Annotated in this window: 19 protein-coding genes; 8 read left to right on the forward strand and 11 right to left on the reverse strand. The window is 64.6% G+C overall.

Annotated elements, in window-relative coordinates:
• Nucleotides 1-103: 103 nt before the first annotated feature.
• Together hemB and XaFJ1_RS14670 are read right to left on the reverse strand one after the other, a co-directional pair.
• On the reverse strand, nt 104-1,096 hold the full coding sequence (gene hemB, locus XaFJ1_RS14665) for a porphobilinogen synthase (RefSeq protein WP_012917467.1): 993 nt from the start codon (nt 1,094-1,096) through the stop codon (nt 104-106).
• A 199-nt stretch (nt 1,097-1,295) separates the two neighbouring features.
• On the reverse strand, nt 1,296-1,544 hold the full coding sequence (locus XaFJ1_RS14670; RefSeq protein ID WP_012917468.1) for a hypothetical protein: 249 nt from the start codon (nt 1,542-1,544) through the stop codon (nt 1,296-1,298).
• A gap of 173 nt (nt 1,545-1,717) precedes the next feature.
• Between XaFJ1_RS14670 and XaFJ1_RS14675 the strand changes: the two genes are divergently transcribed.
• A complete protein-coding gene (locus XaFJ1_RS14675) occupies nt 1,718-2,167 on the forward strand; it encodes a hypothetical protein (RefSeq protein ID WP_012917469.1) in 450 nt (149 codons plus the stop codon).
• A gap of 102 nt (nt 2,168-2,269) precedes the next feature.
• Here the strand turns inward: XaFJ1_RS14675 and XaFJ1_RS14680 are convergent, their stop codons facing one another.
• Nucleotides 2,270-4,501 carry a S9 family peptidase gene (locus tag XaFJ1_RS14680; RefSeq protein ID WP_012917470.1) on the reverse strand — a complete coding sequence of 744 codons (2,232 nt, stop codon included), beginning with the start codon at nt 4,499-4,501 and terminating at the stop codon, nt 2,270-2,272.
• Between the two features lie 70 nt (nt 4,502-4,571).
• Complete coding sequence (locus XaFJ1_RS14685) at nt 4,572-5,261, reverse strand: glutathione binding-like protein (protein WP_012917471.1); 690 nt, start codon at nt 5,259-5,261, stop codon at nt 4,572-4,574.
• Nucleotides 5,262-5,374: 113 nt separating this feature from the next.
• Between XaFJ1_RS14685 and XaFJ1_RS14690 the strand changes: the two genes are divergently transcribed.
• Together XaFJ1_RS14690 and XaFJ1_RS14695 are read left to right on the forward strand one after the other, a co-directional pair.
• Nucleotides 5,375-5,983: a TIGR00645 family protein gene (locus XaFJ1_RS14690; protein ID WP_012917472.1), complete on the forward strand. Its 609-nt coding sequence runs from the start codon at nt 5,375-5,377 to the stop codon at nt 5,981-5,983.
• A gap of 186 nt (nt 5,984-6,169) precedes the next feature.
• A complete protein-coding gene (locus XaFJ1_RS14695) occupies nt 6,170-7,186 on the forward strand; it encodes an energy transducer TonB (RefSeq protein ID WP_012917473.1) in 1,017 nt (338 codons plus the stop codon).
• Nucleotides 7,187-7,299: 113 nt separating this feature from the next.
• Here the strand turns inward: XaFJ1_RS14695 and XaFJ1_RS14700 are convergent, their stop codons facing one another.
• The 4 genes from XaFJ1_RS14700 to XaFJ1_RS14715 form a co-directional block, all read right to left on the reverse strand.
• The gene (locus XaFJ1_RS14700) at nt 7,300-8,481 is read right to left on the reverse strand and encodes an ABC transporter permease (RefSeq protein WP_012917474.1); all 1,182 of its coding nucleotides are present in this window, start codon (nt 8,479-8,481) and stop codon (nt 7,300-7,302) included.
• Nucleotides 8,478-9,224, reverse strand: coding sequence for an ABC transporter ATP-binding protein (locus tag XaFJ1_RS14705; RefSeq protein WP_012917475.1), 747 nt, complete (start codon nt 9,222-9,224; stop codon nt 8,478-8,480). Before XaFJ1_RS14705 ends, XaFJ1_RS14700 begins: the two co-directional genes overlap by 4 nt.
• Nucleotides 9,225-9,255: 31 nt before the next feature.
• Nucleotides 9,256-10,755, reverse strand: coding sequence for an alpha/beta hydrolase (locus XaFJ1_RS14710; protein ID WP_045757055.1), 1,500 nt, complete (start codon nt 10,753-10,755; stop codon nt 9,256-9,258).
• Between the two features lie 124 nt (nt 10,756-10,879).
• Complete coding sequence (locus XaFJ1_RS14715; RefSeq protein WP_187388415.1) at nt 10,880-11,740, reverse strand: FAD-binding oxidoreductase; 861 nt, start codon at nt 11,738-11,740, stop codon at nt 10,880-10,882.
• Between XaFJ1_RS14715 and XaFJ1_RS14720 the strand changes: the two genes are divergently transcribed.
• Genes XaFJ1_RS14720 through panE form a run of 3 tightly spaced genes read left to right on the forward strand, consistent with a single transcriptional unit; the run spans nt 11,728 to nt 14,525 of the window.
• On the forward strand, nt 11,728-12,729 hold the full coding sequence (locus tag XaFJ1_RS14720; RefSeq protein ID WP_012917478.1) for an ABC transporter ATP-binding protein: 1,002 nt from the start codon (nt 11,728-11,730) through the stop codon (nt 12,727-12,729). The two genes, XaFJ1_RS14715 and XaFJ1_RS14720, sit on opposite strands and share 13 nt — an antisense overlap.
• Before the next feature lie 16 nt (nt 12,730-12,745).
• Nucleotides 12,746-13,561: an ABC transporter permease gene (locus XaFJ1_RS14725; RefSeq protein WP_012917479.1), complete on the forward strand. Its 816-nt coding sequence runs from the start codon at nt 12,746-12,748 to the stop codon at nt 13,559-13,561.
• A 19-nt stretch (nt 13,562-13,580) separates the two neighbouring features.
• Nucleotides 13,581-14,525, forward strand: a complete 945-nt coding sequence (gene panE, locus XaFJ1_RS14730; RefSeq protein ID WP_012917480.1) for a 2-dehydropantoate 2-reductase — start codon at nt 13,581-13,583, stop codon at nt 14,523-14,525.
• 145 nt (nt 14,526-14,670) lie between these two features.
• Here the strand turns inward: panE and XaFJ1_RS14735 are convergent, their stop codons facing one another.
• Nucleotides 14,671-15,468: a TatD family hydrolase gene (locus XaFJ1_RS14735; RefSeq protein ID WP_012917481.1), complete on the reverse strand. Its 798-nt coding sequence runs from the start codon at nt 15,466-15,468 to the stop codon at nt 14,671-14,673.
• Between the two features lie 98 nt (nt 15,469-15,566).
• Here XaFJ1_RS14735 and hrpB point away from each other — a divergent pair, with 98 nt between their 5' ends.
• Entirely contained in the window at nt 15,567-18,164 is a 2,598-nt protein-coding gene (hrpB, locus tag XaFJ1_RS14740; protein WP_045757056.1) for an ATP-dependent helicase HrpB, read from the forward strand.
• Nucleotides 18,165-18,400: 236 nt separating this feature from the next.
• Nucleotides 18,401-18,814, forward strand: coding sequence for a hypothetical protein (locus XaFJ1_RS14745; protein WP_045757057.1), 414 nt, complete (start codon nt 18,401-18,403; stop codon nt 18,812-18,814).
• Nucleotides 18,815-19,311: 497 nt separating this feature from the next.
• On the opposite strand, the gene XaFJ1_RS14750 is transcribed toward XaFJ1_RS14745, so the two are convergent.
• Together XaFJ1_RS14750 and XaFJ1_RS16000 are read right to left on the reverse strand one after the other, a co-directional pair.
• On the reverse strand, nt 19,312-21,678 hold the full coding sequence (locus XaFJ1_RS14750) for an XVIPCD domain-containing protein (protein WP_161525205.1): 2,367 nt from the start codon (nt 21,676-21,678) through the stop codon (nt 19,312-19,314).
• Nucleotides 21,675-22,529, reverse strand: coding sequence for a hypothetical protein (locus XaFJ1_RS16000; protein WP_012917485.1), 855 nt, complete (start codon nt 22,527-22,529; stop codon nt 21,675-21,677). The genes XaFJ1_RS14750 and XaFJ1_RS16000 overlap by 4 nt, the downstream gene beginning before the upstream one ends.
• Nucleotides 22,530-22,851: the final 322 nt, after the last annotated feature.

A 22,851-nucleotide genomic window follows, 5' to 3' on the forward strand; every position in this document is an offset into this window, starting at 1 on the left:
AACCCAGGGCGGTCATCCAAACCAGCGCCCTGGAACGTCAGTCGCACGCTACGCCGGGGCCGGGGTGTGGCGATCAATCCACGGCCACACCCTCACGCAAACCTCAGCGGGTCTCGCGCAGCCAGCGCGCCACCTGCGGCGCAAAGTAGGTCAACACGCCGTCGGCGCCGGCGCGTTTGAACGCCATCAGCGATTCCAACACGCAGGCGCGCTCGTCCAGCCAACCGTTGCCGGCCGCCGCCTTGAGCATCGCGTACTCGCCACTGACCTGGTAGGCGAAAGTCGGCACCCGGAAGGTGTCCTTCACCCGCCGCACCACATCCAGGTATGGCATGCCCGGTTTGACCATCACCATGTCCGCGCCCTCCTCCAGGTCCAGCGCGATCTCGCGCAGCGCCTCGTCGCCGTTGGCCGGGTCCATCTGGTAGGTGGTCTTGTCGGCCTTGCCGAGGTTGCCGGCGCTGCCGACCGCCTCGCGGAACGGGCCGTAGAAGGCCGAGGCATACTTGGCCGAATAGGCCATGATGCGCACGTGCAGATGCGCATCGGCATCCAACGCGCGACGGATCGCACCGATGCGTCCGTCCATCATGTCCGAGGGCGAAACGATGTCCGCACCGGCCTGCGCATGCGACAACGCCTGTTGGACCAGCGCCTCGACGGTGACGTCGTTGAGCACGTAGCCGCGCGCGTCGATGATGCCGTCCTGGCCGTGGGTGGTGTACGGATCCAGCGCCACGTCGGTCATCACCCCCAATTCCGGGAAGCGCGTCTTCAGCGCCCGCACCGCCCGCTGTGCCAGGCCGTCGGGGTTCCAGGCCTCGGCCGCATCCAGGCGCTTGCTGGCCGGGTCGATCACCGGGAACAGATCGATCACCGGGATACCCAGCTCCAGCGCCACCTCGGCCTCCTGCAGCAGCGCGTCGATCGACAGCCGCTCCACCCCGGGCATGGCGGCGATCGGCGCGCGACCGGGCAGTTCGTGCACGAACACCGGCCAGATCAGGTCGTCGACGGTCAAGGTGTGTTCGCGCATCAGGCGACGCGAAAACGCATCGCGGCGCATGCGCCGAGGCCGATAGTGGGGATGCGCCACGGGCAGATTCCTTGAGAGCGGATACGGAGCATGGCGGAAGCGGCCCGGCACCGCCAGACACGCCTCGCCAACATCAGCGTGCATGCAAGGAGGCACGCGCCGGCAGCCGCCGGCTGCGACATGTTACTCCTGCCGACGGCACACACAGCACGCCGATGCATCGCGCCAGGGCATGCCCCGCGCGCAGACGCACAGCGGCTCAGATCACCCCGCCCCCCAGGCTCAGGCGGATCACGCCGACCACCATCGCCAGCGCGTTGAGTAACAGGCCGGTCTTGGCCCGGCCACGGTTCGGCGCCTGGGTGAAGAGCAGGCCGATCGCCGCGATGATCGCCCCGACCGCAGCGAACGGAATCACGAACCAGTTGCCCCAGCCCAGCAAGGGCACGAAAGCCAGAATCATCCACAACAACGCCACGATGCCCCACAACAGACTGATCAGGCCCATGCCCGGCTCCGCAAAAAAGCTGGCCACGACCATAGCACCTGCGGGAAACGGGTCAACACCACAGCTGGCAAGGCATGCACGGCACACGCATCACGATGACGCGACGACGGGTTCGGCGCGATTCACCCGGCCCGCCTATGATCGCGTGGTGATCCGCCCACGGAGCTAATGCCATGCACGTCCGTCCGTTGTTGCCGCTGGCCCTGCTGCTCGCGCTGGCCGGCTGCGCCAGTTCTTCCAAAGTGATGGTCGGTGCCGCGCGTCCACCGATCGACCCGGCCCTGGTGCAGATTTATTCGACCCCGCCGACGGGCGCGGTCGATATCGCCCAGTTGGAAGCCTCCAGTGCCGCCGGCTTCGGCACCCAGGGCCAGACCGACGCGGCGCTGGCGCGACTCAAACAGGAGGCGGCCAAGCTCGGTGCCAACGGCGTGGTGCTGATGGGCGTGAGTTCGCAGCGCTCCGGGGGCGGCGTCTCGCTCGGGGGCGGCAGCTACGGCGGGCACGTCGGCGGCGGCCTGGGCATCGGCATCCCGACGACGCAGAAACGCGCCGCCGGCATGGCGATCTGGGTACCGCCAGGCGCAGGCAAACCAGCCACTGCGCCACCGGCAGGGCGATGAAGCGGACGGCGTCGCCAGCGATCCGAACCGGTCGCTGACCCGCCAAGCAACCACATCGGGGTCGGCATCGAACCGTACCTGCAACTTCGTGTGCGCGTGACCTCAGGGTTTCAGGCAACGCGCCAGGAACGCCTCGGTGGTGCGGTAGCGATGCAGGGCATTGGTGCCGGACAGACCATGCTTGGCGCCGGGATAGGTCATCAGCTCGAACAGCTTGCCGCGCTTTTGCAACTCGCTCATCAACGAGGTGGAATTAGCGAACAGCACGTTGTCGTCCGCCATGCCGTGGATCAGCAGCAATGGCGAGGTCAGGCCATCCAGATGCGCGGCCACGCGGCCGTCGCGGTAGCCATCCGGATTGGCTGCCGGCAGGTTCATGTAGCGCTCGGTGTAGTGGCTGTCGTACAGCGCCCAATCGGTGACCGGCGCACCCGCCACACCGCAGGCGTAGGCGTCGCTGTGCTTGGCCAACAGCATCAGCGTCATATAGCCACCGTTTGACCAGCCGTACACGCCGATATGCGCCGCATCCACCCATGGCTGCGCCTTCAACCAGGCAATGCCGCGCAGTTGGTCGTCCACTTCCACCGTGCCCTGGCGCGCATACAGTGCGCCGCCGAAGTCGCGGCCGCGGCGCGGCGTGCCGCGATTGTCGAGCGAGAACACCACGTAGCCGTGCTGGGCCAGATACTGGTCGAACATGTCATCGCCACGGCCGGGCCAGCTATCGAGCACGGTCTGCGTCGCCGGACCACCGTAGACGTGGACCACCACCGGGTAGCGCTTGCTCGGGTCGAAACCAGCCGGTTTGATCAGCAGATAGTGCAACGGCGTCTTACCGTCCGCGGCGGTCATGCTGCCGAATTCGACCGGGCGCTGCGCATCGCGATACTTGGCAAAGGGATGTTGTGGATCGGCCAAGTCGTTGACCAGGAGCGTGGCGATTTTCTCGCCATTGGCGCGAAACAGCCCAATCTGCGGTGGCGTGGTGGTGTTGGACCAGCTATCGACGTAGACACTGGCGTTGGTGGCGAAACTGGCCGCATGCATACCGTCGGGTTGCGACAGCCGTTCGATCGCGCCACCAGCCAGTGGCACCGCATAGACATTGGCCTGGGTCGGCGATTCCTTGGTCCCGGAGAAATAGACCTTGCCGGCGTTTTCGTCCACTGCGAGCAATGCGTCCACGACCCATTCGCCCTGCGTGAGGGGATGCAAGGTGCGGCCATCTTCCGAAGCCAGGTACAGGTGCTCGTAACCACTACGCTCCGAACCCCAGACGAAGCGCCCGTCCTTGAGGAAGTGCAAGTCATTGGTGAGCGGCACCCAGGTCTTGCTGGTCTCGGTGACCAGTACGCGCTGCTTGCCGTTGGCCAGCGTGGTTTCGATCAATTCCAGTCGTTTCTGGTCGCGCGATTGACGCTGGAAGGTCAGCCGTTGCGGATCGCGCCAGTCCACCCGCGCCAAATAGATATCCGGGTTCTTGCCCAGGTCGATCCACTGCGGCTGAGCGCCCGCGTGCGGCGCGATCACGCCCAGCTTGATCTTGACGTTGGGCTGCCCAGCCTGCGGATAGCGCTGTTCCACCACATCGCTATGGTCGGCGTAGACCTCCTGACGTTTCTGCACCGGGACATCGGTTTCGTCGATGCGCGCGAAGGCGACCGCCGAGTCGTCCGGCGCCCACCAGTAGCCGGTGTGGCGGTCCATTTCCTCATCGGCGACGAATTCGGCCACACCATTGCCGATGGTCTGGCTGCCGTCGTGGGTCAGCGGATATTGCTGGCCGCTGGCCAGATCGATCACCCACAGATTGCGCCCACGCACGAAACTCACGTAGCCGCCCTTGGGCGAGATCCTCGGATCGGTGGCGAAACCTTCGCCATGGGTAAGCTTGCGCACCGCGGCGCTGCCGGTCTTGGACAAATCGTACAGATACAGTTCGCCACCCAGTGGGAACAGCAGCGCGCGCGCATCCGGCGCCCACTGGTATTCGACGATGCCGGTGTAGGCCGCGATGCGCTGACGCTCGCGCCGTGCTTTTTCTTCGTCGCTCAGGGTCTCGGCGCCAGGCAGCACCAGCTTGGAATCGACCAGCAAGCGGGTCTGGCCGCTGGCGATGTCGTACTCCCACAGGTCAAGCTGATTGCGGTTGCTGTCCTTGCCGCGCAGGAAAGTCACCCGCGAGCCATCCGGCGCCACTTTGGGTTTCATCAGCGTCGGCCCGGACAGCGGCTTGCTGCCGGTGATGGCCTCCAGGGTCAGTTTTTCGGCATGTGCGGGGACGAGAGGCATGGCAAGCACGAGGGCGAGGGCGGCGAACAGAGAGCGCATGAAGGTTCCTGATGGAGCAGCAAGCGCAGGGATGATGCGCGTGCGCAGAGCATTTGAGAAGTGCGCCAGCTCAGCGTTGGCCGAACAATTGCTTGCGCTCGGCCTCGCTCAGCGGCTTGCCGGCGTTGGGGTTGACCCGCTCCTTCAACGCATAGGCGCGTTGCGTGGCCGGACGCGCGGCAATCGCATCGTGCCAGCGTTGCAGGTGCTGGAATGCCGCGTAGTCCGGCATCAACCCGTTGTACACCTCGATCCACGGGTAGCTGGCCATGTCGGCGATGCCGTACTCCTCGCCAGCCAAATACGCGCTGTGCGCCAGACGCGTGTCGAGCACGCCGTGCAGACGCCGTACCTCGTTGCCATAGCGCTCGATCGCATAACCGATCTTTTCCGGCGCATAGACGTTGAAATGGCCCATCTGTCCCGTCATCGGGCCAAGACCGGCCATTTGCCAGAACAACCATTGCAATGCGACGCTGCGCCGACGCGGATCGTTCGGCAGAAAACGGCCGGTCTTCTCGGCCAGATACAGCAAGATCGCGCCGGACTCGAACACATGCTGCGGCGCGCCACCATCGGCCGGCGCATGATCGACGATGGCCGGTATCTTGTTGTTCGGCGAAATCGACAAAAACGCGGGTTGGAACTGGTCCCCAGCGCCAATGTTGACTGGCTTGAGCGTGTAATCGAGCCCGGCCTCCTCAAGGAACAGGGTGATCTTGTGCCCGTTGGGCGTCGGCCAGTAATACAGATCGATCATGACGGCAGTCCTGTCCTGGAGATAAAGTCGCAGTGTAGCCGCCGCCTGCGCTTGGCAGCATTGCCGCAGGCCGGGTAACCTGAGCGTTTGACGCAACGCGACATCCCGCCACCATGACGCCCCAGCGCCCGCACCCCCGCCTTAGTCCACTGTCCAGCCTGATCTTCGCCTCGCGCTGGCTGCAATTGCCGCTATACCTGGGATTGATCGTGGCCCAGGGGGTGTACGTTTTTCTATTCGGCAAGGAACTGTGGCACCTGATCCACGAAGCGCCGAGCCTGAGCGAGCAGCAAATCATGCTGATCGTGCTGGCCCTGATCGATGTGGTGATGATCTCCAACCTGCTGGTGATGGTGATCGTCGGTGGCTACGAAACCTTTGTCTCGCGGTTGCGCCTGGAAGGTCATCCCGACCAGCCGGAATGGCTGAGCCACGTCAACGCCAGTGTGCTGAAGGTGAAGCTCGCGCTATCGATTATCGGCATCTCTTCGATCCACCTGCTCAAGACCTTCATCGCCGTCGGTGCGCTCGGCGCTATGCCGCTGTGTTCAACGGATCAATTAGCGAGTGCCGCAGCGACAGTGGACCTGAAAAGCTGCGCGACGCTGACACAGGCCGGAGTGATGTGGCAGGCCATCATCCATGCCATCTTTATCCTATCGGCGATCGGCATCGCCTGGACCGACCGGCTGATGGCCTCGCCAGCGAAACCAGCGCACTGACCAGCGTGCCCGGGATCACGCTTTTTTTCCGCCACCCGGCGAGAACGGGCACGCATGCAATACCAGCGGATGCTAGATTGACTCACGCAGCGCACTGACGGCACGGGGAATGGAAATGCCGTCGCAAACACGCCAGCAACACCATTGGCATCGTTACATCGTCACCATCGGGGATCAGAGACAAGCATGCCGCACGACACCACATTCGCCAGGACACGGCGCATCGTAGCGATCCTGCTGCTGGCCGCGCTAACGGCGTGTTCCAAACAAGAAGAGGCCGCGCCCGACGCCACACCGGCCCCCACTGCGGCAAATGCGCCGGAAATGACCGCGGCATCGGGCAAAGTGCAATCGATGGACACCGAGCAGTTGCAAGCCTCGGCCAGCCAAGCGCTACGCGAGAACCGCATGTATGCACCCGTCGGCAACAACGCCGTGGAGTACTACCTGGCGCTACGCGGCAAGCAACCGGACGATGCCGGGGTGAAGAGCGCACTGACCGATTTGATGCCGTACACCTTGATCGCCGCCGAACAGAGCATCAACCGCGAGGATTTCGCCGAAGCCCAGCGCCTCATCGACTTGATCGAGAAGATGGACAGCCAGGCACCGGCCTTGCCACGGCTCAAACAGGGCGTGAGCAAAGGCATGCAGACACTGGCACAGCGCAACCAGGAGGAAGCCGTAAAAGCCAAGAAAGCCGCCGAACAGAAAACCAAACTGGCGAGCGAGCAACAGAAACAGGCGCAAGCGCAGACCAGCCAGGCGCAGGTATCGCCACAGATGGCAGAGCAGCAGGAGGCCGCACACCGCGAAAGCGCGCGCCAGGAAACACCACGCCAGCTCGCGCCTAGCGCCACGGCTGCCGCGCACCAACCGGCAGCGCAGCAACAACAAGCCGCGACGCCGGCTCCATCGCCAACGCCCGCGCCACCCACGGCCAGCGCACAGACGTTGCGTCCGATCAGTACTCCGGCGCCTCGCTATCCGCCAGAAGCGCTGCGCTCGGCCATCGCCGGCGAAGTGCTGGTAGAGATCACCGTCGGCACCGATGGCGCGGTCACCAACGCGCGCGTGTTGCGTTCCACCCCGGCGCATGTGTTCGACCACGAGGCGTTGAGCGCGACCAAGCGCTGGCGCTTCGAGCCGGTCAGCGCACCGGTCACCACGCGACGCACACTGGCCTTCAATCCCGGCGGTTGAGCCAACGCGCGCGCCATCGATGTGTGCGCGCACAATCAATGCTGTGCCATACATGCCAACGACACCAAGGCACGCAGCACACCAGAGGCAGACCGCATCCGCTCAACCGTTTCTCATCCGGCAATCGCCAACTGCTCCTGACGGTAACGGCGGACCGCAGCGAACCACAGCAATGCGGCAAGACCGAAACCGGCGACCAGGTACACCGCCCAGAGCTGCGGGTCGATCGGCTCGCGACGGATGATCTTCAACAACATCTGGTTCTGCGCCAAGAACGGCACCGCGAACTGCCATGGCATGGTTTTCAACGGATACACCATCAGCGCGTAACCGGGCAGCATCGGCAACAGCATCAGCCAGGTCATGTGACTCTGCGCCTCCTTCATGCTCTTGGCCGCTGCGGCAAGCACAGTCAGCAGCGAGGTCCCGATGAACAACATCGGCAACAACACGAACAGCATCTGCAACATGGCCACGACACTGACATTGAGTTGCTGGCCGATGCCGCTGGCGACTTGCGCGCTGAGCTTGAACGCGAGCAAGGTCAACAGCAGCGAAACCAGACCAACCACGCAGGCGGCGGCGATCTTGCCACTGACGATGGCGCTGCGCGAGGCCGGCGTGGCCAGCAACGGCTCCAGCGACTGCCGCTCGCGCTCGCCGGCGGTGGCATCGAGAATCAGGTGGGCACCACCGATGAACGAGGTAATGGTCAACAACACCGGCAGCAACATCGCCAGCAACGCCGCACGCTTGGCTTCGGGCGTGGCCAGGTCCTGGGTGGCCACGTCCAGCGGCCGCGCGACCTGTGCGTCGATACCACGCGCCATCAACCGCAGCGCGCCGACCTGCTGGCTGTACATGCTGAGCGCCGCCTGCACCCGGGTGGTCGGGATATCGGCATCGCGGCGGGTGCTGTCCTTGATGATCTCCACCAGCGCCGGGCGTCCCTGGTGCCAGGCGTTCGGATAGTCCTCGTCGATCTTCAACACCAGATCCACAGCTTGACTGCGGATCGCCTCGGTCAGGTCCTTGGGCGGTGCGACCGCATTCAATCCTTGCATGGCGAGGAACGCCACCAGGTTCGGCGCGCGCTCGCGGCCGATCACCGGAATGTCCAGCGGTTTGTCGATCTGCGTGCGGACCCGGCTCTCGGCCAGCGCCCCCATTCCCAGAATCAGCGTCGGGTAGAGCAGCGGGCCGACCAACAAGGCAAGCGCCAAGGTGCGACGATCACGCGCGAGATCGCGCAGTTCCTTGCGCATCACGGTGAATACGGTATGGAGCAGGCTCATGCGTGCAATCCCTCTTCGCTGCCGATCGCCTTGACGAAGGCATCTTCCAGATTGTCCTCGCCGGTCAGGGCGCGTAGCTCGTCAGCGGTGCCAGCGGCCACCACCGTGCCGTTGGCGACGATAACGATGCGATCGCACAGCGCCGCCACCTCCTGCATGATGTGGCTGGAAAAGATCACGCAGCGTCCCTGCGCGCGCAGTCCGCGCAAGAAACCGCGCAGCGCGCGGGTCGTCATGACGTCCAGGCCGTTGGTGGGTTCGTCGAGAATCACATTGCGCGGATCGTGGACCAGCGCGCGCGCGATCGCGGTCTTGGTGCGCTGCCCCTGGCTGAAGCCTTCGGTCTGCCGGTCGAGGATGTCGTCCATGTCCAGCGCCGCCGACAACAGCCGCGTGCGCTCGGCAATGCGCGCCGCCGACAAACCATGCAATTCGCCGAAGTAAGCGATGTTCTCGCGCGCGGTCAAGCGCTTGTACACGCCGCGCGCGTCCGGCAGCACACCCAGCGCGCGACGCACCGCCAACGGATCCTGAGCGACGTCGATGCCATCCACGCGCACCTGGCCCTGGTCGGGTGCCATCAGCGTATAGAGCATGCGCAAGGTCGTGGTCTTGCCAGCGCCGTTGGGACCGAGCAAGCCGGTGATCTGGCCATCCGCGGCCTCGAAGCTGACCCCTTGCACCGCCTGCACGATACCGGCCTTGGTCTTGAACGCCTTATGCAAGTTGTCGGCGACGATCATGCACGGCTCTCCCGATCGAATGATGCGTAGCTCATGGTTCCCATCCATTGAATGAAGTGAAGGCCGGCACGCCGCGCATCGCGTCCAGGCAGCTGGCATCGAGATGCTTGGCATCGGCGGTTTCGAAGAACCGACCCAGCAACTTGGGCATGCAGCCCAGGGTCATGGTGCCGTGCCCCTGTCCGCGCAGCAGCAGATGGCGGCCGTTGGGTAGACCGCGTAGCACACGCTCGGCGTAGCGCGGTGGGGTTACCGGATCCAGTTCGCCCGAGGTCAGTAACACCGGCAGGTTGGAGATCAACGGCGCGGTGAAGTCGGCAGGACGAGTGCCCGTCGGCCAGGCGGGGCAGGCCGCGAAGAACATCCGCGCCACCTCCGGCCCGAGCAGGGTGTCGTGCTTGGCCGGTTCGCGGTAACGGTCGGCGTCTTCGGCGCAGATCACCGACCACTGCATGCCACGGTTTATTTGATCCTGCATCTGCGAACTCATCATCCGTGCCAAGGACATCAATGGGGCATAGCGCCCATGAGCGGCCTCGTCCAGGGTCAGCGGCAGCAACGCGGAAGTCTGCGGCGCATAGGAGAAGGAAAACGCCAGACTGGTGACAGTGTCGGCAGTGACCCGGTTGTGCGTACTCTGCCCACTGGCCGGATCGCGATAGTCCGCCTCCACCGGCGTCTGCCGCAGCCGCTCCACCACCGTGCGCAACTGCATGCGCGTATCGACCGGGAAGCGTTTGGCACACGCCGGCGTGGCCTTGCACTGCTGTGCCTGCAGGGTGATCGCATCTTCGAAGGTGGTGGCGAATTCGCCGCCGACCACCAGATCGTTTGGCACCACGCCGTCGAGTACCACACTGCGCACATGCGCCGCATAGCCACGCGCGTACTGCTGGGCGACACGGGTACCGTAGGAACCACCGATGAGATTGATCTTGTCCGCGCCCAGCGCTGCGCGCACCGCATCCAGATCGGCAATCGCCTGGGTGGTGGTGTAGTCGCGCGGATCGGCGCGACCTTGAAGCGATTGTGCGCAGCGCCTGGCGTAATCGAGCACTTCGGCAGCGCTGGGCGCGCGCACCGGGTCGGCCGGCGGCAACGCCTTGCCGTCCGCGCCGAGGCAGGTCAACGGATTGGACTGCCCAGTGCCGCGCTGGTCGATCAGGAACACATCGCGACGCTTGCGCGTTTCGTACAGCGCCAGATCGACAATGCTGGCGACCTGGGTGGCGGCCTGACCCGGGCCGCCGGCCAGAAAGAACACCGGGTCCGGGTCGCTGCTACCCTGCCCCGTGACCGGCAACCAGGCGATGTTGAGCGCGATCTTGCGCCCGTTCGGTACCTGCGCATTCTCAGCAACCGGCATGCGCGTGCACTGCGCCTCGACGTTGTTGGCGGCGAGCGGATTGGTCAGCGTGCAGGGATGGAAGCGCAACGCGCCATAGGTACGTCCCGGCGTCTGATTCGCCTGGCAAGCGGCAAGCAACAACGTAGCCGCGACGATCGCCAACGGCGTGGAACGGTATCGCATGGGTCGCATCCTTGAGGTCATGCCGCACAGGATGCCATCCTGGGGCATCAACTCGTTGCTGCGCAACCGCCAGCGTAACGCACCACCGATGACGATGGGCCACCGCGATGCTTCGGCGACACGCTCATTTGCTGCTGACGTACTTCTCGCGACGAATGTGCTGCACCGGCAGACCAGCGTCCTTCAACGCCTCGAAGCAGGCATCGACCATGTTCGGGTTGCCGCATAGATACGCGATGTCGCCCTCTGCCTGCGGTGCGAATTCGGGCAACCACTGCTGCACGTATCCATGGCGCACATCGGCATGCGGCGCCTGCGGCAATTCGCGCGAAAAACACGGCACGAAGCGGAAACGCGGATACGCGTCGGCAAAGGCGCGGAACTCGTCGCCATACAACAACTCGGCCGGGGTACGCGCGCCCAGCAGCAGCACCACCTCCACGCCACGTTCTGCCATCGCCGCCTCCAGCAACGGCAACATCGAGCGGTACGGGGTGACGCCGGTACCGGTGGCGATCAGCAGGTAGCGGCGGTTGACATCGCCCGCTTGCAGACAGAAACGCCCATAAGGGCCACTGGCCGACAGCTGGCCGCCGATCTCCAGCCCCTCGAACAAGGCGGTGGCCGCGCCACCGGCGACGAAACTGACCGCGATCTCCACCGTCGCATCGGCCGCTTGCGCCGGGTCGTGGCGAGTCGCCAGCGAATAGCTACGCTTGGTCGCGGTGCCATCGGCATAGTGGAAATGCACCTGTACGAACTGGCCGGGCAGGAACGACAGAGGCTCTCCGTCGTCGCGAACGAAGCGGTAATGGCCGACGGATGGCGCCAGCATACGGCGTTCGACCAGCTTCAGCGGGAATTGGGCAGGCACGTCGTTGCAACAGTCTATGGCCGTGGGCAACCCCACGCGGTCTTCTATAATACCCGCTGCACTTCTCCAGCGCCGTCGACGCGGCGCGAAGGTCCACTTTGACTCCCGCATCCCCCCCGCCCTCGGATTCGTCAACGCCCGCACTGCGGGTACGCGACCTGCGCAAGACCTACGGCAACGGCGTGCAAGCCTTGCGCGGGGTATCGCTGGACGTGATGCCCGGCGACTTCTTCGCCCTGCTTGGCCCCAACGGCGCCGGCAAATCCACCCTGATCGGCATCATCAGCTCGCTGGTCAATCTCAGCGCCGGTCAGGTGGAGGTGTTCGGCACCGACCTGAGCAGCCAGCGCAGCGCCGCAATGCGCCTGATCGGCCTGGTGCCGCAGGAAATCAACTTCAATCTGTTCGAAAAACCGTTCGACATCCTGGTCAACTACGCCGGCTTCTACGGCATGCCGCGCGCCGAGGCCGAACAACTGGCCGAGGCAGAACTGCGCCGCGCACACCTGTGGGAGAAGGCACAGATGATGAGCCGCACGCTGTCTGGCGGCATGAAGCGGCGCCTGATGATCGCCCGCGCGATGATGACCCGGCCACGCCTGCTGATCCTGGACGAACCCACCGCCGGCGTGGATATCGAAATCCGCCGCGACATGTGGCGCGTTTTACGCGAGATCAACGCGGCGGGCACCACCATCATCCTGACCACGCATTACCTGGAGGAAGCGGAGAATCTGTGCCGCAACCTGGCGATCATCGACCGGGGCCACATCGTCGAACAAGGCCCGATGCGCACATTGCTGGCCAAACTGGACGTGGAAGGTTTTCTGCTGGACATCGATGGCCAATTGCCAACGCAATTGCCGACCATCGAAGGCACCACCCTGTTGGCGCAGGACCCGCACACCCTGGACCTGGACATGCCGCGCGCGATGGACCTCAACCGGGTGTTCGCCGCACTCGGCGATGCCGGCATCCGCGTGCGTTCCATGCGCACCAAGAGCAACCGTCTGGAAGAACTGTTCGTCCGCCTCACCGGCGAACACCGCAACGCCGGATCGGGCAATACCGCCGCGCCGCAACCGCCCGCCTCCTCCTGACCACACGGCGACGACCATGACCACGCCTCCCTTATCCCCGCAACGCTTCTCCGATTCAACACCCGCGCAACGCAACTGGGTTGCGCTGCTGACCATCGTACGCCGCGAGGTCAAGCGTATTCTGCGCATCTGGGGCCAGACCCTGGTGCCGCCCGCGATCACCATGACCCTGTACTTCCTGATCTTCGGCGGGCTCATCGGCTCGCGCATCGGCGAGATGGGCGGCTACAGTTACATGCAATTCATCGTGCCCGGCCTGGTGATGATGAGCGTGATCCAGAACAGTTACGGCAATATCAGCTCCTCGTTCTTCGGCGCCAAGTTCGGTCGCCATGTCGAGGAACTGCTGGTCAGCCCCATGCCCAACTGGGTGATTCTGTGCGGCTATATCGCCGGTGCGGTACTGCGCGGGCTGATGGTCGGAGTGATCGTGCTGATCATCGCCATGTGCTTCACGCCGCTGCGCATTCCGCATCCCCTGGTGACCCTGAGCACCGTCCTGTTCGGCGCGACCATCTTCTCCCTGGCCGGCTTCATCAATGCGGTATACGCGAAAAAGTTCGACGACATCGCGATCGTACCGACCTTCATCCTGACCCCACTGACCTACCTTGGCGGCGTGTTCTACTCGACCAAGCTGCTGCCGGGCTGGGCCGAAGCCGCCACCCACGCCAACCCGATCTTCTACATGGTCAATGCTTTCCGCTATGGCTTGCTTGGCAGCAGCGACGTGCCGCTTTGGGTGGCCTATACGCTGATGCTGGGCTTCGTCGCCGTACTGGCGGTACTGGCGTTGTGGCTGCTACGACGTGGGGTCGGGTTGCGCAGCTAAAAGGGGCGAACAAGACCGCATGCGCATCCTGATCCTCGGCGCCGGCGCGACCGGCGGTTACTTTGGCGGACGTCTGGCACAGGCCGGGGTCGATGTCAGCTTCCTGGTGCGGCCAGCGCGTGCTGCGCAATTGCGCAGCAACGGCTTGCGCATCCGCAGTCCACGTGGCGACGCGACGATCGCGGTGACCGCACTCACCGCCGACACGCTGGCGTCGGTTATCGATGCGCAACCGTTCGATCTGCTCCTGCTCAGTTGCAAGGCCTATGACCTGGGCAACGCATTGGAGGCAGTCGTTCCAGCCATGCACACCGATACCAGTGTGCTGCCGATCCTCAATGGCCTACGCCACTATCCCCTGCTGGATACCCGCTTCGGCGCCGAACATGTGCTGGGCGGACTGTGCTTCATCAATGCCGTGCTCGACCACGATGGCACGGTACAACATCTGGCCAAACCCGCATCGCTCACCTTCGGCGAGCGCGATGGACGCGACAGCGACAGCGCGCGCGTGCGCGCCTTCGCCGCCGCCTGCACGCAAGCCGGACTGGATCACCTGGCCACACCACGGATCGCACAGGAGCAATGGATCAAGTACACGTTCCTGACCACGCTGGCCGCAGCGACCTGCCTGATGCGCGCGCCAATCGGGGCGATCGTCGCCAGCGATGACGGCGTGGCACTGTTGCGCGGGCTGTATGCTGAGTGCATCGCGGTCGCCGAAACAGCCGGCGAGCCGATCCCAGACACGGCGCAGGCCCGCGCGCTGCAATTGCTGACCCAGCCCGGCTCGCCGATGAAAGCCTCGATGCTGCGCGATCTGGAAGCAGGGCGCCAAGTGGAAGCGCAACACATCGTCGGCGATATGTTGGAGCGTGCCCGCAGCGCCGGTCACAGCACACCGCTCCTGATGGCCGCGTACTGCCATCTGCAGGCGTACCAGGCCAGTCTCCCTGAGCGCTAGAACATGCGTTGCACTGGCGCCGCCAGCGGATCGCATCCGAGCGCCAACACAGCGCATGCAGCATCCGAGGCGCCAGCCACTCGTGCATGCGCCTGGTTTGCACAAAGGCGGGAATTGAAAATCGCATTCCGCCCCAAAGGACTGCTCACGCCACGCCCGGCAAACGGAAGAACGCCCGCGCCGCTGCGGTACTGGTCATCGCGGTGGTCGCCACGTCCTCGCCACGGTCGCGCGCCACTTCTTCGGCAATATGCGCAAGAAACGCCGGCTCGTTGCGTCGGTCTTTCGGTGTCGGTTTGAGCGTGCGCGGCAGCAGGTAGGGCGCATCGGTTTCGATCATCAGCCGTGCGGCGGGAATGTGCCGGACCAACCCACGCAAGTGCTCGCCACGACGCTCGTCGCACAGCCAGCCGGTGATGCCGATGTACCAATCGCGATCAAGATAATCGAACAATTCCTCGCGCGTGCCGGTGAAGCAGTGCACCACCGCCGGACCAAGCTTGCCGTCGAACTGGCGCATCAACGCCAGGAAATCAGCATGTGCGTCGCGTTGATGCAGGAACAGCGGCTTGCCGATGTCGGCGGCCAGTTGCAGCTGCCGCTCGAAGGCGCGGTGCTGCGCCGGACGCGGACAAAAATCGCGGAAGTAATCCAGCCCGCATTCGCCCACCGCCACCACCTCGGCATGTGCATGCAGCGCGCGCAGCTCGGCGTCGCACTCGGCGGTGTATTCCAGCGCATGATGCGGGTGCACGCCGGCGGTGGCGTAGAGCAGGCCGGGATACTGCTGCGCCAGTTGCAAGGCAAGTGGCGAGTGTTCGCGGCTGGCGCCGGTGACCACCATCTGCGCGACGCCAACGGCGCGGGCACGCTGTAGCACCGCGTCGCGGTCGCGGTCGAAGGAGGCGTGAGTGAGATTGGCGCCGATATCGATCAAGGTCATACGGATACGCGGAAGATCAGCAAGAAAGCAGACGATTGTACGGGGCCAGGCCGACACTGCCGCTCTACAGCGGCGCGCCTGCCCCGTATCCTTGGCCGATGACGTCCGCCGTGTTTCCGATCGATCCACTACTGCCGCAGATCCGCGACAGTCTCGCCGCCCACCCGCGCCTGGTGCTGGAAGCCCCGCCCGGCGCCGGCAAGACCACTCAGGTGCCACCGGCATTGCTGGACGCGCCATGGCTACAGGGCCGTCGCATCGTGATGCTGGAACCGCGCCGAGTCGCCGCGCGCAGCGCCGCCACGTTCATGGCCCGACAGCGCGGCGAGGCTCCGGGCGAGACGGTGGGCTACCGCATCCGCTTCGAGAACAAGGTCTCCGCGCGCACCCGCATCGAGGTCGTCACCGAGGGCATCCTGACCCGCATGCTGCAAGACGATCCGCTGCTCGATGGCGTCGGTGCACTGCTGTTCGACGAGTTCCACGAGCGCCACCTGGCCGCGGACCTTGGCCTGGCGCTGGCGCTGGACGTGCAGGCGCAAGTGCGCGAGGACCTGCGCATCGTGGTGATGTCGGCGACGCTGGACGGCGAGCGCCTGGCGCAGTTCCTCGATGCACCACGGCTGTCCAGCGCCGGACGCAGCTTTCCGGTGGAGATTGCGCATTTCCCGGCACGGCGCGAGGAATCGCTGGAAGTACAAACGCGCCGCGCCATCGACCACGCGCTGCAACAGCATCCCGGCGATGTGCTGGTGTTCCTGCCCGGGCAACGCGAGATCGCGCGAGTAAAAGCGGCACTGGAAGCAGGCGGGATTGCGACGGGCAGCAGCGCAGATGCCATCGTGACGCATCCGGCGGCGGCCCCGTCAGCACACGATGCTGTACACACTGCGCTCCACATGGGAGCAACTCACGGCGTGGACGTGTTGCCCTTGCACGGCGAGTTACCGGTCGAGCAGCAAAGCAAGGTCCTGCAAGCCGATCCGCATGGCCGGCGACGCGTGGTGCTGGCGACCAACGTGGCCGAATCGTCGGTCACCCTGCCCGGCGTGCGCGTGGTGATCGACGCGGGGCTGGCACGCGAACCGCATTACGATCCGAACAGCGGTTTCTCGCGTCTGGACGTGACCACCATCACGCAGGCTTCCGCCGACCAGCGCGCTGGCCGTGCCGGTCGCGTTGCCAGCGGCTGGGCGTATCGGCTATGGCCGCAATCGCAGCGCCTGGAGGCGCAGCGGCGCGCGGAAATCCTGCAAGTGGAACTGGCCAGCCTGGCACTGGAACTGGCCGCTTGGGGTAGCGACGGAGTGCGCTTCGTCGATCCGCCGCCGGCCGGCGCACTGGCCGCCGCACGCGAACTGCTGCAGCGGCTCGGCGCGCTCGACGCGAACCAGATCATCACCGCCCATGGCCGGCGCATGCTGGCACTCGGCACGCATCCACGCCTGGCGGCGATGCTGTTGGCCGCCACGGATGCGCGCGCGCAAGCATTGGCCTGCGACCTGGCCGCGCTGATCGAAGCGCGCGACCCGCTGCGTCAAGGCGGCGATGCGCTGGCGGCACGTTGGCGCGCGCTGGCCGCATTCCGTCGCGGCCGCGTACCGCACGATGCCCACCGTGATGGTCTGGCCGCAATCGACGCCGCCGCCACACAATGGCGGCGACGTTTGCGCGGCAAGGCCGTCGCGCCGGAGAGCGTGGACGCGCATGTGTTGGGCGACCTGCTCGCCCACGCGTTTCCCGACCGTATCGGCGTGCGCCACCCGCACGATCCGCTGCGCTATCTGCTCGCAAACGGGCGCAGCGCGCGCCTGTTCGAACACAGCGAGCTGCGCGGCGAACCCTGGCTGGTCGCCACCGAACTGCGCCACGAGGCCAAGGACGCATTGCTGCTGCGCGCCGCGCCAGTGGACGAAACTTCTCTGCGTGCACAGTTTCCGCAACGATTCGTGCAGCAAGACGTGGTGCGCTGGGATGCCGAACGGCGTGCGCTGAGCGCGCTGCGCGAGAGCCGCTTCGATCGCATCGTGCTCGACAGCCGCCCTGCCGGTCGCGTCGACCCGGCGCATGCGGCGACGGCACTGACCGAAGCGGTGCGCGAACTGGGCTTGCAAGTCCTGCCGTGGAGCGAGGACCTGCGGCAATGGCGTGCGCGCGTGGCCGGGCTGCGCGCGTGGATGCCGGAACTGGATCTGCCGGATCTGAGCGATACAGCGCTGCTGGACAGCCTGGAGGACTGGCTGCGTCCGGCCTTCGTCGGCAAGACCCGGCTCGACGCACTCGGCGAGGACGCGCTCGCCGAGGCATTGAAAACACGCCTGCCGTGGGACCGACGCCAAGCCATCGACCGCCACGCCCCCACGCGCATCGCCGTGCCATCGGGCATGGAGCGGCGCATCGACTACGCGCTGGACCACGCCGGCCAACCACAGCCACCGGTACTAGCGGTCAAACTACAGGAACTGTTCGGACTGGCCGACACCCCACGTATCGCCGACAGTCGCGTGCCGCTGGTACTGCACCTGCTCTCGCCCGGCGGACGCCCACTGCAAGTCACCCAAGACCTGCGCAACTTCTGGTCCAACACTTACCCGGAAGTGAAAAAGGAAATGAAGGGCCGTTATCCGCGCCATCCGTGGCCGGACGACCCCTGGACCGCCACCGCCAGCCACCGCGCTAAACCGCGCGGCACTTAGCGTCGCTAACAAAACGACTGCGGCGCTGCCGGACGAGCGCGGACAGTGATCGGAATCCTCATGTACCACCTGTCACCCAACGGCAATTGGCGAGGTTTTGCAAGCCACTTTCAGCACGTGATCGGTTGCGCGCAACGGCATTCAGCCCGCAGACCCATCGGGATCACAGCGCTAACGTGCTGTATACGGTGTGCGAGGGAGACTACGCCTCTTCCTTCCTGCACGTAGGAACGCCCATGAGCAAGCTGACCATCATCACCGACCGCGCCCTGGATCTTGCCAGCCACGCCGGCGACAGCCTCAAGCATCTCGGCCCGCAGGCAAACAAGTGGCTACAGTCGGGCATGACCATCGGCGCAATCAAGGCCGGCGCGGCGCTAGGCGCGGTGAAGACCGGCGGCAAGGCCACGCGCAATGCAGTGCGCCGCAATCCGGCATTGGCGATCGCAGCGGCAGCGGTGGGCGTGGGCTTGATCGGTTATGCCATCTATCGCAAGCGCCAGCGCGACAAGACCGCGCCCATCGAGGGCAAGGCACAGCGCATCGAAACCGAAACCACCAAGCAAAGCAACGGCGGCACGCGGCGCAGCGCATCGGCCACGCACCGCGTGCGTCGTCGCAGGACCGCACAGGACGCCACCGAGCAATAAGCCGCACCGTCGCGACATCGCCCGGCCGCACCAAGACACGGCGCCGCGACCGGGCCATCCCACGGGATGGCGTTTTGTGCGCACAGCGGCTGCCAAGCCTAGCGACGACCTCCGCAGCGATCCACCACGCCTGCCTACGACGGATCGCCACGCACACCATCGGGCTGCTGAGTCATGTTCAGCGCCGCCAGTGCAGATTCGATGGCGGAGGTAAAGGTTTCCGAAACAAGACCAATCTGGTTGTTCAGGCCGGTCCGCGCCTGCGCGCCTGGGTATGGATTGCGTGAGTCGTTCGCCCAGGTAATGTTGCAGCGACTGGCCGGGCTTGATGTCTGTGCCGGCGAGCAGTCGATAGATTGCTAGCCAGCGCGGGAAACTTTTTGGGAAATCGGGCGTGAGGGATGCTGCAACGCCTTGCGGCGGGTGAAGTCGTCGGCGCGGTGCGGTTCAGCGCACGGCTGTCCATGCGGCATACCTGGATGACCTTCGATTACCGCCTACAGCTTCATGACCAGCCCCTGCCCTTGCATCTGCGCCGCGCGCTGGGCCTGCATGGCCTGCTGCTCGGCGAGGTTCTGCTGCTCCACCGTCTGCAATTGCTGGCTGGCCTGGGCCACGTCTGGCGCTTGCGCCAGTTCCGGCGCAAAGATACGCGCCACGATCTTTCCTTCCGATTGCACCACGTAATTCGGCGTCTGGGTCGCATACCCCTGTGGCATCCCCAAGTGGACACGCTCCACTTCGGTCTGACCGAACTTGCGCGCCTCCACCACCACGTGCGCCGCATGACGGTCCAACTGTTCAGGATCCGGTGCCGGTCGGCCCCACCTTTCATTGGCATTGGCGATGGCATTACGGGCTTGTTCGAACATCGCATGGCGCGGATGCGCGGGATGACGCATGTCCTCGGCGGTGATCGTGATCGGGGCAATGACACGGCTTGGCGGCTCTGGGGGGGATGCTTCACGCGCCTTCCAACTCGCGGCATGCTGCTCGGGCGACTTCGCCAACGCCTGTTCGGGATCGATCCTCAACACATGGCTCTTTTCGGTGAACGAATACGGCTGGTCATAAGCCAGCAGTTGGCCCTGATGCTGCTTGAAACCTCTGATGCTATGTTCGTATTGCGGATCGATGCCGAGGGCGTCAGTGAACCCGGCCGCCAACCGTTCCTGCTGCGCCGGACCGTAGGGCAATTTATCGCCATTCCTGGGCAATGTATGGGACTGTTCCAGCGCATTCTTGAACTGCGTATAGCGCGAGTGCATTGGATGGTCCGGTTGACGGAAGTCTTGGAGATGCTCATCCGAACGCGGTGGGCGCGTCGGCGGGGTATACAACATCGCCTCGCCCGCTTGGCGCTGTTCGTGTGGATGTGACCGGGTGTCTTGGTTGTGGCGCTGTTCGTGTTCGCGTTGCTGCGCGTCCACGGCCTGACGATGCAACTGCGCATGTTGCTGCGCGAGCTGGTGTTGCTGCTCGCGCACTGCCTGCGCTTGCTGTTCCTGCTGCTGCAATTGCGCGATCCGCGCCTGTTCCTGCATGTCCACGCTGGCTGGTTTTTCATGGGCCGGGTTGCTGTGAGCCGGTGGCTGTTGTGTATGCCGGTGTGCTTGCGCCAGGTGCGCCGCCTGCTGCTGCGCCTGCCGTATGTGTTCCTGGCGCTGCTGGATGGCATGCTCTTCCTGCTGGGCCGTGTGCCTGTCCATGGCCGGAGGCGGCATGGACGCGGCAGCGGATGAGGATGAGGATGAGGATGAAGAGGCAGATGAAGAGGAGGACGTGTCCGCGTTCGTCGATGTTGGAGGCATGGACGCTGTCGGCCCGCTGTGCTGGAACCACTGCTCAGGATGGGTGAGCGTGTCGTAGGCTTGCCCGGCGGTGTGTTCGACCGCATGGATGCCGCGCTCCACGGCTTGACGATCGGCATCGTAGGCATGTTCGGCACGCACCTGCACCGCCAGTGCTTCCACCTTCGCCACCATGGCGGCAGTCGCGCCAGGATTCAGGGCCATGTTCAGTAGCTCGCGGTCCTGATGGACATCCTGGCGGAAATGATCGAAAGCGGCCTTGTTGTGCGCGTAGTTGGCTTGAAGCTGCACCAGCCTCTCCGGGGACAGCATGCTCTGCGGGCCAGTGAAGTGTGTGCCGCTGTGATCGCCCAGGCGCATGGCCCGCAACGGATTGGGTGACGATGCGCCGTGGCTGACGTCGAGGTAGTGCGCGTCTTTGAGCGCTTGCACATTTTCTGGAGTCGCCAGGGTCACCACCGTGCCGTAATGCCGACTGGCCGCACTCACCGGATCACCTGCCAGGACGTAATTGGTCACCGCCGTGCCACCTTCCGGCACGTGGTGACGCAGGCTCACCGCGCCGTAAGCGTTGAAGGTCGCGCCGCGTAGGCCGAATTCCGCCGCCTCAATCTGCGCAAGCGCACCACCGAGGGAGTGGCCGGCCACGGTCACGTGGTCTTTGGGGATGCCCTGCTCAGCGGCCTTGGCGAGCATCTGCGCCGTGAACGCATCGGCGGCAGCTTTTTGCGGATTGACGGCATCGCGCACCATCGTGGCATCGACGGCGATGTCCTGGACGGTGGTGAGCGCATGGTCCAACTTTTCCGCCTTGGTTTCGCCGGAAAATAGACCTGGATCGGTGCCGCGGTAGGCGATGATGATGCGATGTGGCTTCTCCACAGTCTGATATGCCGTGGCATGAAAACCGCTGATAGGATCGTTCGCGTAGCCGAAGACAGTGTAGTACTGACCGCCAAGAGGTATGTGTTTGGGCCTGCCGACTTCGCTCTGAGAGCGGTTTCTATAAGAATCAATGGCCGCATCGGCGGGCTTTTGATCGGCAGGGTTCATGGCTTGGCTTCCCTGACAATAATGGTGACTTGGAAGTGAGTATCTGGATGTTGAATCACCTCATCGTCTTCTGCGGTAAGGGCTAGAGGGGGATAGTGCAGAGAACGATCACCGTATGCGCTCTTCCTGAAGTAGAAGGGCCGCTCACCATCACGTAATAGAGGTTCAAGCCCGTTCCCCCAATTGAACCTAACCCCCTTAGCAATCGCCGAGATGCCAGCACCGGTCGCATCCCAGTGACACACACCAAGCTTGAAGTAGTCCTCGTCCAACAGGGCGTCGCGGTAGAAATATCCCTTCCACGTGTGATCGTCCACCTGTGTCATAGGAACATCGAGTCCGGTATTAGGCGTCTGCCGTACACCAAGGAACGGGGCCAGCGGCACGCATTTTTCATTGATGACGTCATACCCGATGTACGCCTCAATCGTATCCCACGGCCCCGGTGCATGGGAGGTGGCAATCACTTCGTAGCGTTTGACCGGGTGCGGATTGAGGTGGCCGGTGGCGCCGTCATTGCCGACATCGATGCCTTTGGAGCAGCCCGCAGCGGTCAGGGCCAGGGGCATGATGGCGGTGGCGGCAAGGTGGTGCAGTTTCATCGGGTCGTCCTCGGGGGGATGGGTCGCGGATGCGGCGGCAGGCCGGTACGGCCACGGTGCGGGTTTGCGCTTGGGTTCCACCGGCAATCCGCCGGGTGGCAGCGGCCCCAGCTCGGCGCGCACCCGCGCATTGATGATCGCCATATCGCGCAGCAGTTGCAGATCGTGCAGCGGATCGCGCACCTTGAGTTTGCGCGGGCGATAGGGATTGTCGCTGTGATCGTCTTGATCGTCGGTGTCCTGGCTCATCGCGCGTGACCTCTCCTTTTGATTTGGACCAAGCCTCTCCCCTGCACCTGCGATCTTACGCCACGCAGCCGATGCCGCAACGGTCTGGGGCGACGAGGCTATGGCCGGGGTGTTCATGGCCTGGCGCTCGCCCAACCAGCGGCGCGACAGGGTTCACCGACAAAGCTGCGGCGCGGGCTTGGTGCGCAACCGAGGCCACATGTTCGCCCATACACTATACGGAAATTCCAATCACGTGTATGGAATTTCCGTCGTTGTGCAGGACGTGTGCGCATCCTGCACCGACGCGTTATATTCCATGGCATTGTGCAGTGACGGGCCC

Origin of the sequence: Xanthomonas albilineans, from assembly GCF_009931595.1 — a bacterium.
GTDB lineage: Bacteria > Pseudomonadota > Gammaproteobacteria > Xanthomonadales > Xanthomonadaceae > Xanthomonas_A > Xanthomonas_A albilineans.

Coding starts and splice junctions, on each gene's coding strand:
- XaFJ1_RS14670 (WP_012917468.1), bottom strand. CDS start 1,544: ATGGGCCTGATCAGTCTGTTGTGGGGCATCGTGGCGTTGTTGTGGATG.
- XaFJ1_RS14675 (WP_012917469.1), top strand. CDS start 1,718: ATGCACGTCCGTCCGTTGTTGCCGCTGGCCCTGCTGCTCGCGCTGGCC.
- XaFJ1_RS14680 (WP_012917470.1), bottom strand. CDS start 4,501: ATGCGCTCTCTGTTCGCCGCCCTCGCCCTCGTGCTTGCCATGCCTCTC.
- XaFJ1_RS14685 (WP_012917471.1), bottom strand. CDS start 5,261: ATGATCGATCTGTATTACTGGCCGACGCCCAACGGGCACAAGATCACC.
- XaFJ1_RS14690 (WP_012917472.1), top strand. CDS start 5,375: ATGACGCCCCAGCGCCCGCACCCCCGCCTTAGTCCACTGTCCAGCCTG.
- XaFJ1_RS14695 (WP_012917473.1), top strand. CDS start 6,170: ATGCCGCACGACACCACATTCGCCAGGACACGGCGCATCGTAGCGATC.
- XaFJ1_RS14700 (WP_012917474.1), bottom strand. CDS start 8,481: ATGAGCCTGCTCCATACCGTATTCACCGTGATGCGCAAGGAACTGCGC.
- XaFJ1_RS14705 (WP_012917475.1), bottom strand. CDS start 9,224: ATGATCGTCGCCGACAACTTGCATAAGGCGTTCAAGACCAAGGCCGGT.
- XaFJ1_RS14710 (WP_045757055.1), bottom strand. CDS start 10,755: ATGCGATACCGTTCCACGCCGTTGGCGATCGTCGCGGCTACGTTGTTG.
- XaFJ1_RS14715 (WP_187388415.1), bottom strand. CDS start 11,740: ATGCGGGAGTCAAAGTGGACCTTCGCGCCGCGTCGACGGCGCTGGAGA.
- XaFJ1_RS14725 (WP_012917479.1), top strand. CDS start 12,746: ATGACCACGCCTCCCTTATCCCCGCAACGCTTCTCCGATTCAACACCC.
- panE (WP_012917480.1), top strand. CDS start 13,581: ATGCGCATCCTGATCCTCGGCGCCGGCGCGACCGGCGGTTACTTTGGC.
- XaFJ1_RS14735 (WP_012917481.1), bottom strand. CDS start 15,468: ATGACCTTGATCGATATCGGCGCCAATCTCACTCACGCCTCCTTCGAC.
- hrpB (WP_045757056.1), top strand. CDS start 15,567: ATGACGTCCGCCGTGTTTCCGATCGATCCACTACTGCCGCAGATCCGC.
- XaFJ1_RS14745 (WP_045757057.1), top strand. CDS start 18,401: ATGAGCAAGCTGACCATCATCACCGACCGCGCCCTGGATCTTGCCAGC.
- XaFJ1_RS14750 (WP_161525205.1), bottom strand. CDS start 21,678: ATGAACCCTGCCGATCAAAAGCCCGCCGATGCGGCCATTGATTCTTAT.
- XaFJ1_RS16000 (WP_012917485.1), bottom strand. CDS start 22,529: ATGAGCCAGGACACCGACGATCAAGACGATCACAGCGACAATCCCTAT.